General features: G+C 40.5%; 9 protein-coding genes. 7 read left to right on the plus strand and 2 right to left on the minus strand.

Annotated elements, in window-relative coordinates; translation table 11 throughout:
• Positions 1 to 568 precede the first annotated feature (568 nt).
• Entirely contained in the window at positions 569 to 1,585 is a 1,017-nt protein-coding gene (gene galE / locus DO88_RS03220; RefSeq protein ID WP_007378962.1) for a UDP-glucose 4-epimerase GalE, read from the minus strand.
• Positions 1,586 to 2,004: 419 nt separating this feature from the next.
• Between galE and DO88_RS03215 the strand changes: the two genes are divergently transcribed.
• Positions 2,005 to 2,514 carry a hypothetical protein gene (locus tag DO88_RS03215; RefSeq protein WP_033031913.1) on the plus strand — a complete coding sequence of 170 codons (510 nt, stop codon included), beginning with the start codon at positions 2,005 to 2,007 and terminating at the stop codon, positions 2,512 to 2,514.
• A 67-nt stretch (positions 2,515 to 2,581) separates the two neighbouring features.
• On the opposite strand, the gene DO88_RS03210 is transcribed toward DO88_RS03215, so the two are convergent.
• Positions 2,582 to 3,697 (minus strand): energy transducer TonB, encoded by a 1,116-nt coding sequence (locus DO88_RS03210; protein ID WP_033040646.1) that lies wholly within the window; start codon positions 3,695 to 3,697, stop codon positions 2,582 to 2,584.
• Positions 3,698 to 3,945: 248 nt separating this feature from the next.
• On the opposite strand from DO88_RS03210, the gene DO88_RS03205 reads away from it, so the two are divergent.
• From DO88_RS03205 to csrA, 6 genes are all read left to right on the plus strand, one after another.
• Complete coding sequence (locus DO88_RS03205) at positions 3,946 to 4,569, plus strand: GTP cyclohydrolase II (protein WP_007378959.1); 624 nt, start codon at positions 3,946 to 3,948, stop codon at positions 4,567 to 4,569.
• An 81-nt stretch (positions 4,570 to 4,650) separates the two neighbouring features.
• Positions 4,651 to 5,439, plus strand: coding sequence for a BPSS1780 family membrane protein (locus DO88_RS03200; RefSeq protein ID WP_007378958.1), 789 nt, complete (start codon positions 4,651 to 4,653; stop codon positions 5,437 to 5,439).
• Positions 5,439 to 5,891, plus strand: coding sequence for a regulatory protein RecX (locus DO88_RS03195; RefSeq protein ID WP_033031909.1), 453 nt, complete (start codon positions 5,439 to 5,441; stop codon positions 5,889 to 5,891). Before DO88_RS03200 ends, DO88_RS03195 begins: the two co-directional genes overlap by 1 nt.
• A gap of 19 nt (positions 5,892 to 5,910) precedes the next feature.
• Entirely contained in the window at positions 5,911 to 8,511 is a 2,601-nt protein-coding gene (alaS, locus tag DO88_RS03190) for an alanine--tRNA ligase (RefSeq protein WP_033031907.1), read from the plus strand.
• A 6-nt stretch (positions 8,512 to 8,517) separates the two neighbouring features.
• Positions 8,518 to 9,735, plus strand: a complete 1,218-nt coding sequence (locus tag DO88_RS03185; protein ID WP_033040648.1) for an aspartate kinase — start codon at positions 8,518 to 8,520, stop codon at positions 9,733 to 9,735.
• A 91-nt stretch (positions 9,736 to 9,826) separates the two neighbouring features.
• Positions 9,827 to 10,018, plus strand: a complete 192-nt coding sequence (gene csrA, locus DO88_RS03180; protein ID WP_011327236.1) for a carbon storage regulator CsrA — start codon at positions 9,827 to 9,829, stop codon at positions 10,016 to 10,018.
• The last annotated feature ends 54 nt before the right edge of the window (positions 10,019 to 10,072 follow it).

The following is a 10,072-nucleotide window of genomic DNA, read 5'->3' on the forward strand; positions in this document are numbered from 1 at the left end:
GTGAGCAAGCTCTACGCCTACCGGCAAAGTTTTACAGTGTGGTTTGATTTACGTGTAGACGCGCAGCTTGCTGGCGTGACGAGCAACGCTCGTAATTTATTTAAATGATTTATTCATAAAGAGTAGCTTAGCTATCAGTTGTAGGTATTAAAAGCTGCGCTTTTCGCGTGAGCAAGCTCCACGGCTACAGCCAAAGTTTTACAGTGTGGTTTGATTTACGTGTAGACGCACAGCTTGCTGGCGTGACGAGCAACGCTCGTAATTTATTTAAATGATTTATTCATAAAGAGTAGCTTAGCTATCAGTTGTAGATATTAAAAGCTGCGCTTTTCGCGTGAGCAAGCTCTACGCCTACAGCCAAAGTTTTACAGTGTGGTTTGATTTACGTGTAGACGCACAGCTTGCTGGCGTGACGAGCAACGCTCGTAATCTCATGCTTTGGTGTCTTCTCACTTACCTTTATTCTCTTTTTTTTGTGCAATAGCGTTTTAGATAATTTATTTATATAGAGTGTAAAGGGCGCTTTACCTGCTGGTGCAACAGGCAAAGCTTATAAATTACTTTTTACTTAACCTTTATAACCGTTGGGGTTATTTGACTGCCAACGCCATGTATCTTGCATCATTTCATCAATGCCACGCACCGCTTCCCAACCAAGTTCATTTAGTGCTTTTTCTGGTGCTGCATAACAGGCGGCTATATCGCCTGGGCGGCGAGGTGAAACCTGATATGGCACAGCCTGATCGCTGGCTTTAATAAATGCATTAACCATTTGCAGTACAGAATACCCGTTACCAGTACCCAGGTTATAAACTAATGCACCCGTGCTGCTGGCAATTTTATCAAGCGCTTTTAAATGGCCAATTGCTAAATCTACAACGTGTATATAGTCGCGCACACCTGTACCGTCAACTGTGTCGTAGTCATCGCCAAATACAGCAAGTTGCTTTAATTTACCCACAGCAACCTGTGCAATAAACGGTAAAAGATTATTTGGGATACCGTTAGGATCTTCACCAATTAGGCCCGATTCATGTGCGCCAACAGGGTTAAAGTAACGCAAAATAGCAAACGCAAAACGCTCGTCTGATTTAGCGATATCTTGCAGCATCATTTCAACCATCAGCTTAGATGTGCCGTAAGGGTTTGTAGTACCGCCCACAGGGAAGTCTTCTTTAATTGGTAAACTAGCAGGGTCACCATAAACGGTAGCTGATGAACTAAATACTAATTTAAATACACCAGCTTCGCGCATTGCATCAACAAGCGTTAACGTACCTTGTACATTATTTTGGTAGTATTCAATTGGTTTAGCCACTGATTCACCAACCGATTTCAAGCCTGCAAAATGTATAACGCTATCAATAGAGTGTTTAGCAAACACTGAATCTAAAAAAGCTTTATCGAGAATATCACCTTGGTAAAAGGTAGTATCTTTACCTGTGATTTTTTTAACACGAGCAAGAGATTCTTGCGATGAATTGCTCAAATTATCAATAACAACAACATCATTACCTTGCTGTAAAAGTTCTAAAACAGTGTGCGAGCCAATATAGCCTGCGCCACCGGTTACTAAAATAGTCATGAAAGCTCCGTGGGTACCTTTTATCAATTAAGCTAATTTCACCATAAATTATGATTATTTACATGCATTATCTGTATTTATTATTGCTCTACTAAAGTCTTTTTTAAATTAAATACAGTTAATGTGGTTTAGAGTTTATTGGTCTTTCAGGATTAAAATTTGTTCTATCTAAGGAGTATTTAATCGCGGCGAGAGGTGTGTAACCTAGTCGGTTCGGCAACTGCTCTTGCGTTATCGCCTATGTATGGAGAATAACCATATTAAAATCAGCGTACTACTGAAACTTCTAGCTAGGAAGAGAAGCCAGCTTTAATCGCAACAGGAAGTTTTAAAATCACAAAAAGCACGGTTAGGACTTTTGTTACATTGTGAAAAGGAACTAAACTAGGTACATTTGGTGCTTACTCAAAGGGAATTTTATGAAAACAAAAATATTACTACTCACTTTATCTATCGCTTCTTGTTCTACTTTTGCTAACGATGTTAGTTTTTCGATTGGGGGTGGCTATCCTTACTTAGTTATTCCAGAAGTGTCTTTATCGGCTAATGAGAATCAACAACGTTGGTATGCAAACTATAAAATAGGCCTTGATGATGGATTTTCAGCAGGTTTTGAACAAGCAGTAAGCGATAATAAAAAGCATGCATTTGGCGCGCTTTTGGGCGCTATTGGCGCAAGAGATACAGACCAAGAATGTGAAAGTTCAACAAATGATATAGCAACTGACTTTGCTAATACGCTAGGCTGCGCAATTGGCAGTATTTTTGATGAGGAAACAACTAACGGCATAGGGCTTACTTACAGCTATAACTTTAATGGATTAAACAATGCCGGTTTTAGACTGGAATTAGATGTAGGCTACGGTAAAACAAGTGACAGCAATGAAAATAGAGCAGATGGCGGTATTAGTTTAAGTTACGAATTTTAACTACGTAGGGTTTGTATTAGTTAGTATTAAAAAAGGCGCTTAAAGCGCCTTTTTTAATGAGCCGCTTTTAATGGCGATTAATTTTAAAGTCGAGTTGTACCTGAGAAATAGCGCTAACGGGTTTGCCATTTTCAAACTTTGGCGCGTAACGCCATTGCTCAAGCGCTGCTTTGGCTGATTTTTCAAATGCGCTGCCGCCTTCAGAGCTAAGTACTTTTGGGTTTTTTACAAAGCCAGCTGCGTCTACCTCAAACTCCATAACAACGCTACCATCGGTACTAAATCTGGCTTTGTTAACTGGATATTTAGGGTTAACACGGTAAAGCGGCGTTTGCTCTTGCGATTCTTTCCATGGCACCATTTTAGCAATTGCTAGGCAATGTTTAGTTGCTTCTTCGCTTTTACCTTGTTTTTCGTACAGGCCAATAAGCTTAGAGTGAGCGCTTAGCTCTGCGCTGTGATCAAAGTTTAAGTTACTATCGAATACATTCACTATACGGTTTAGCCTTTCAATCGCTTGATTGTATTTTTTACGACCTTCTGCGAATGAGGCCATTAAAAAATCGGCTTTTATACGCTCTAGTGAGTTTTCAGGTAAGTTTTCTTGGTAGTACTCGTCGGCTTCTTCTAGGTAGTTTTTCGCTTCGCGATATTTTTTAGAGCTAAACTTTTTAGCAAGCAGTGATGCCGCTTCTAGTTTCATGTCGGCTACAAATTTAGGTTTATTTTGTGTTTTAGCTATATCTATTATTTGTTCTAAAAAGTTAGCTGCTTTGTAAGCCGATGTTGTGTAGTTAGCTTGGCCGAGCAGTGCATCAACTGTTTCTATTGATTGTTTGCCGTGATTTGCAGCTAAAATAGCATGTGCTTTATTATAAAGTGAAAAACGCTGTTCGTTTAGCTCATTGCCGTAGCCTTTAATAGCTTTAGCGTAGTTAATAGCTAAGTTAGCGGTGTTATCTGAGCTTTCACCATAAACGGCTTTACCTGATATGTAAGCAAGTTTGGCTGTTTGTTGTACGTTTTCGTCTGCTTTAACTGCCGCTAAATAGCTTTGATATGCTTGGCTAAATACCGCTTGAGGATCGCTTACTTGGCTGGCGAGTACTGTAGTACTTAAAGTTGTTGCGCTTAAAGCAGATAAACTTAAGCCCATAAATAAAGCGAGTTGCTGACGTTTCATAATAATCCCTATCGTTGTTTAAAATACAAAATACCAAACGCGCCTGTAGGTGTCACTGATTAAGGTAAATCAACGTAAATAACATTGGCTGTTATTTGCATCAATTTATTGCTAACTGTCATTGAAAATAACGCTTATCGTCGCCATATATTTGCCATAAAAAGTCTTGTACTACGGTGTATTTATCCTATTTTGTGATATTATCACTTTATTGTCGTGTCGTAGTTATTTAAATATTTGGATTTGTCGTGGCGCAAGTAAGAGCAAGAGTCCAGCTTAATGTTGGCAGAAATAGTGATATCCCTGCAGAAATAATCTCATTTACTGATTTAAAAGATGGTAAAGAACATATTGCTATGGTGTTTAACAACGCTGATACAGAGCAAGATGTACCGCTTATTCGTATGCATTCTGAGTGTTTAACGGGTGATGTGTTTTACTCATCGCGTTGTGATTGTGGCGAGCAGCTAAATGAATGTATTGAAATGATGCACGAGCAAGGCGGTATTTTATTGTATTTACGCCAAGAAGGCCGTGGCATTGGTTTATACAACAAAATTGACGCTTATGTACTGCAATCGCAAGGGATGAACACCTACGAAGCTAATAATCACTTAGGCTTTGCTGATGATTTACGTGACTTTTCGGATGCGGTATTAATGCTTAATGCGCTTAATTTAAGCCACGTTAAATTAATGACCAATAATCCTAAGAAGCTTAATGCATTAAAGGATGCCGGTATTAGTGTTGACTCGGTTGTGGGCACGCATGCACACATTAAAGCGGGTGTTGCGGGTAATAAATCGTACCTAGAAACAAAAATTAAGCATGGCGCGCATATGTTAGATATTAAGAAAATTAAAAAACCTTAATCATTTAATTACGTTTCGTCTATTAATACCCCCTCACGCCAAGTTATACTTGGCGTGTTTCGTTTTAAATTAAGAGTAAGTATGTCTACACAATTACGAATTTTTAAAGCCGATGCAGGGCTAAAGTGGTTAAAAGCCGGATGGCTTATTTTTAAAACCCAGCCAGCAACCTTTATTTTTATGCATTTATTTATTGGCATTGTAGGGCTGCTGTCTTTATTTTTACCTTTACTGCAAGTGGTAGCAGCGCTAGCTACGCCATTTTTAACCGCAGGGTTTTACCAAGCGGTGCTTAGTAAGCAGCAGGGCGGAAAAATTATGCTAGCCGATATTCTCAAGCCATTTACGGCTAAGGGAAATCGTTTAGGGTTATTGCGTTTAGCACTTTATCAAATGGGTGCGGGCATTTTAATGGCGTTACTTGCTAATGGCTTATTTGCCGATGCAGTGGCGGTTATGAGTCAACCGGGACTTGATCCAAACGTAGCACTTGAACAAATGCTTGAGAGTATTTCGGGCGCGAATGTAATTTTATTTTTTATGGCAATGCTAATTTATTTAACGGCGTTTGCTTACGCTGTACCGCTTGTTTATTTTAGTAAAGAAACACGCATTTTAACGGCGCTGAAAAAGTCGTTAATGGTGTTTTATCATAATATTTTGCCACTTGGCGTTTTTGGTCTTATTTGCGCATTATTTATGGCGCTTTCGATGTTCTTATCGTTCTTACCACTGTTGATTTTAATGCCGATTTGCTACATTAGCTTTTTTGTATCTTATCAAGCCATTTTTATGCCTGTTGTACCACCGAGTGACGACATTAATGTTAAGCCACTTAGTAGTGAAACAAGCGGGCGTTTTGACGCTTAATGGATGATAAATTAAAGCAAAAACTAAAAAACTATGTACTTTGGTTACTAGGGCGCCAAGAATATTCGCGTCGTGAGTTAACGCTCAAATTACAGCAAAAAGAAGCGACAGAAGAGTTTATTGAAACGCTGCTTGATTGGTGCGAAAAGCACAATTTTATTAACGAGCAGCGATACTGTGAAGGCTTTGTAAGAAAACACATATTTAAATGCCACGGGCTTAAGCGAATAAAAAGCGAAGCTATGGGCAAAGGGATTGATCGTTCGCTACTTGAATTGGTAGTTGAAGAGCTTGAAATAGATTGGTTTGAGCTTGCGCAGGATGCGTACAATAAAAAATATTCAAATACACCGCCAGATCTCGATTACAAAGATAAAGCTAAGCGCGTGCGCTACTTAATGTATCGGGGTTTTAGCTACGATGAAATTAATTTTGCAATGCAAGCACAGTAAATACAGGTGAGACTTTCAAATGCAGCACATGACTACCGCACAAATTAGGCAACAGTTTTTAGACTTTTTTGCCAGCAAGCAACATCAAATAGTACCTTCTAGCTCGCTTATACCGGGTAACGATGCCACGTTGTTATTTAACAATGCCGGCATGGTGCAATTTAAAGATGTATTTTTAGGCGCAGAAAGCCGCCCTTATACACGTGCGACAAGCTCGCAGCGCTGTGTACGTGCTGGCGGTAAGCATAACGATTTAGAAAACGTAGGCTACACTGCTCGCCACCATACATTTTTTGAAATGTTAGGTAACTTCAGCTTTGGTGATTACTTTAAGCAAGACGCGATTAAGTTTGCATGGGAGTTTTTAACTGAGGTAGTAAGCCTACCTAAAGAAAAACTTTTAGTAACTATTTATCACGATGATGAAGAAGCGTTTGGTTACTGGGCTAACGAAATTGGCTTACCTGAGGATCGTATTATTCGTATTGCGACCTCAGACAACTTTTGGTCTATGGGCGATACTGGTCCGTGTGGTCCGTGTTCTGAAATATTTTATGACCATGGCGAGCATATTTGGGGCGGACCTCCGGGCTCTCCTGAGGAAGACGGCGACCGTTTCATCGAAATTTGGAACCTTGTATTTATGCAATATAACCGTCAAAGCGACGGTACAATGTTGCCTCTACCTAAGCAATCTGTTGATACGGGAATGGGCCTTGAGCGTATTGCTGCTATTTTGCAGGGCGTGCATTCAAACTACGAAATCGATTTATTCCAAGGCTTAATTGCCGCTGCTGCAAGTGTTACTAATGCACAAGACATGGACGACAAGTCACTACGCGTAGTGGCGGATCATATTCGTTCGTGTGCGTTTTTAATCTCAGACGGTGTTATGCCATCTAACGAAGGTCGTGGTTATGTACTGCGCCGTATTATTCGTCGTGCTGTGCGCCACGGTAACAAGTTAGGTGCACAAGGTTCGTTTTTCTATAAATTAGTTGCTGCGCTAATTGAGCAAATGGGTCAAGCGTACCCTGAGCTTGCTAAGCAACAAGAAATTATTGAAAAAGTATTACGCATTGAAGAAGAACAGTTTGGTAAAACACTTGAGCGTGGCTTAGCTATTTTAGAAGAAAGCTTAAGCGACCTTAAAGGCGATATTATACCGGGCGACTTAGTATTTAAACTTTACGATACGTACGGTTTTCCAGCTGATTTAACGGCCGATGTTGCGCGTGAGCGCCAGATGACAATTGATCATCAAGGCTTTGAAGAATGCATGGCTGTACAACGTAAAACAGCGCAACAAGCGGGTAAGTTTGGTGCTGATTACAATGACCAATTAAAATCAGATAAACACACTGACTTTAAAGGTTACGACAGCACACATTACAGCGCGACCGTTATTGAAATTTTTGCCGGTGGCGAAGCTGTTCAGTTATTAGAAGATGGTCAACAAGGTATTGTAGTACTAGACCGCACACCGTTTTACGCTGAATCAGGCGGTCAAACGGGTGACACGGGTACTATTACAGTTGCTGGTGGCGAATTTAATGTTACTAATACCACTAAGCTTGGTAATGCTTTTGCTCACCACGGTACTGTACAAGGCCGTATTGGTGTTAATGACAAAGTTGACGCAACTATTGATGATACGCGCCGCGACAACATTAAGAAAAACCACACAGCTACGCATATTTTACACGAAGCACTACGCCAACTATTAGGCGACCATGTAGGCCAAAAAGGCTCACTTGTTCAGCCAGATCGTTTACGTTTTGACTTTTCGCATTTTGAAGCAGTTACTAAAGATGAGCTACGTGAAATTGAGCGTGTAGTTAATGACGAAATTCGTCGTAACTTTGCACTTAATACTGAGCTTATGGCTATTGATGATGCTAAAGCGAAAGGTGCTATGGCATTGTTTGGCGAAAAGTACGATGACGAAGTACGTGTAGTTACTATTGGCGACTACTCTATTGAGCTTTGTGGTGGTACTCACGTTGAGCGCGCTGGCGATATTGGTTTATTCAAAATTGTATCTGAAAGCGGTATTGCCGCAGGTGTTCGCCGTATTGAGGCCGTAACTGGTGCAGATGCTGTAGCGTACGTTAGCGAGCAAGAGCAACAACTTAGCGATGTTGCAGCTTTAGTTAAAGGCGATAGCGCATCGGTACTTGAAAAAGTAACTGCGTTGCTTGAAAAATCTAAAGGCCTTGAAAAGCAAATTGCACAACTTAGCGATAAGCTCGCAAGTGCAGCGGGCGCGTCTTTACTTGATTCGATTGTTGAAATTAATGGCGTTAAGCTACTTGTAGCAAACGTTGAAGGTACTGAATCTAAAGCGCTTCGCGGTATGGTTGATGACCTTAAAAACAAGATTGGCTCAGGTGTTATTGCCCTCGGTGTTGCCAGTGGCGACAAAGTAAGCCTAATTGCCGGTGTAACTAAAGACTTAACAGGTAAAGTAAAAGCCGGTGAGTTAGTTAACCATATGGCAGGTCAAGTAGGTGGTAAAGGTGGCGGTCGTCCAGATATGGCACAAGCTGGTGGTAGTGAGCCACAAAACCTTGCTGCTGCACTAGATAGCGTTATAGCTTGGTTAACTGAGCGTACTTAAGCCTAAGTGGCGCTTATTGTTCAAAAGTTCGGTGGCACTTCGGTCGGCTCAATAGAGCGAATTGAAGCGGTCGCTGACCTTGTTGTTAAAACCAGACAACAAGGACATCAAGTGGTTGTGGTTCTCTCTGCTATGTCGGGAGAAACCAACCGCTTAATTAACCTCGCCAAACAAATTGATACTCGCCCGAGTAGCCGTGAACTAGATGTACTTATTAGCACCGGAGAGCAGGTTTCTGTATCACTGCTTGCTATGGCTATTATCAAACGTGGCCACTCAGCTGTGAGCTTATTAGCCGATCAAGTCAATATTCTAACCGACAATATGTTTGGTAAAGCTCGTATTGCTGAGGTTGCTGCTACGCGCTTAAAGCATGAGCTTGAGCATAATCGTATTGCTATTATTGCTGGGTTTCAGGGACGTGATATTGAGGGCAATGTTACAACGCTTGGACGCGGCGGCACCGATACATCGGCTGTGGAAATAGCTGCGGCTATAAAAGCTGACGAATGCCAGATCTATACAGACGTTGACGGCGTATATACTACAGATCCTCGTGTTGAACCTAACGCGCGCAGAATGAGCCAAGTTACCTTTGCCGAAATGCTAGAACTGGCAAGTTTAGGGGCGAAAGTTTTGCATATTCGCTCAGTAGAAGCCGCAGGCAAACATAATGTGCCACTTAGGGTGCTTTCGAGCTTTAATCCCGATGAAGGTACATTAATAAGTTTTGAGGAGAACGATATGCCAAGCAAGGTTGTATCGGGGATTGCGTTTAATCGTGACGAATGTTTAATTAAGGTACAAGGTGTGCCAACGGGTACGCAATATCTTTCAAAAATATTGAAACTTTTTGCCGAAAATGGCATCGAAATAGATATGATTAATCAAGTTAATCATAACTTTGAAAAAATAGACTATGCTTTTACTGTGCACTCGAATGATTATCTGCAAACACTTGAATTGCTCAATGAGCAGCAAGTTCAATTAAGTGTTCAAAATATATGCGGATTAACCACAGTGGCAAAAGTTTCTGCTGTTGGAATGGGTATGAAATCGCATTCTGGTGTCGCGAGTCTATTTTTTGAAGCATTAGCGCAAGAAAACATTAATGTAGTTTTAGTTTCAACATCCGAGATTAAAATTTCAGTTTTAATAGATGAAAAGTACTTAGAGTTGGCTGTTCGTGCATTACACAAAGTATTTTTAACAGAAAATGAATAGATTGGGAGTTTTTACTTACTTTTCAGTCTAATTTTTATTAGTATGTTTAAGCGGAATCTTATAATTTTTATTGGAACATGGGAGCAATAGAATGCTAATACTAACTCGTAGAGTAGGTGAAACCCTAATGATTGGTGACGAAGTAACAGTTACCGTTCTAGGTGTTAAAGGAAATCAAGTTCGAATCGGTGTTAACGCACCAAAAGACGTATCAGTGCATCGTGAAGAAATTTACATGCGTATACAAGCTGAAAAGTCTAACCCTGAGCCGGGCAATGCTTAATCAACATGTAATACCAAACTGCATAAATCCTTGATCAATTTAACGAATTAAATT

The organism is Pseudoalteromonas sp. S3431, assembly GCF_000690035.1.
In the GTDB taxonomy this organism is placed as follows: Bacteria; Pseudomonadota; Gammaproteobacteria; order Enterobacterales; family Alteromonadaceae; genus Pseudoalteromonas; species Pseudoalteromonas fuliginea.

What these genes read in the sequence shown, in the direction of transcription:
- galE (WP_007378962.1), bottom strand. Translation starts at nt 1,585, where the DNA reads ATGACTATTTTAGTAACCGGTGGCGCAGGCTATATTGGCTCGCACACT.
- DO88_RS03215 (WP_033031913.1), top strand. Translation starts at nt 2,005, where the DNA reads ATGAAAACAAAAATATTACTACTCACTTTATCTATCGCTTCTTGTTCT.
- DO88_RS03210 (WP_033040646.1), bottom strand. Translation starts at nt 3,697, where the DNA reads ATGAAACGTCAGCAACTCGCTTTATTTATGGGCTTAAGTTTATCTGCT.
- DO88_RS03200 (WP_007378958.1), top strand. Translation starts at nt 4,651, where the DNA reads ATGTCTACACAATTACGAATTTTTAAAGCCGATGCAGGGCTAAAGTGG.
- DO88_RS03195 (WP_033031909.1), top strand. Translation starts at nt 5,439, where the DNA reads ATGGATGATAAATTAAAGCAAAAACTAAAAAACTATGTACTTTGGTTA.
- alaS (WP_033031907.1), top strand. Translation starts at nt 5,911, where the DNA reads ATGCAGCACATGACTACCGCACAAATTAGGCAACAGTTTTTAGACTTT.
- csrA (WP_011327236.1), top strand. Translation starts at nt 9,827, where the DNA reads ATGCTAATACTAACTCGTAGAGTAGGTGAAACCCTAATGATTGGTGAC.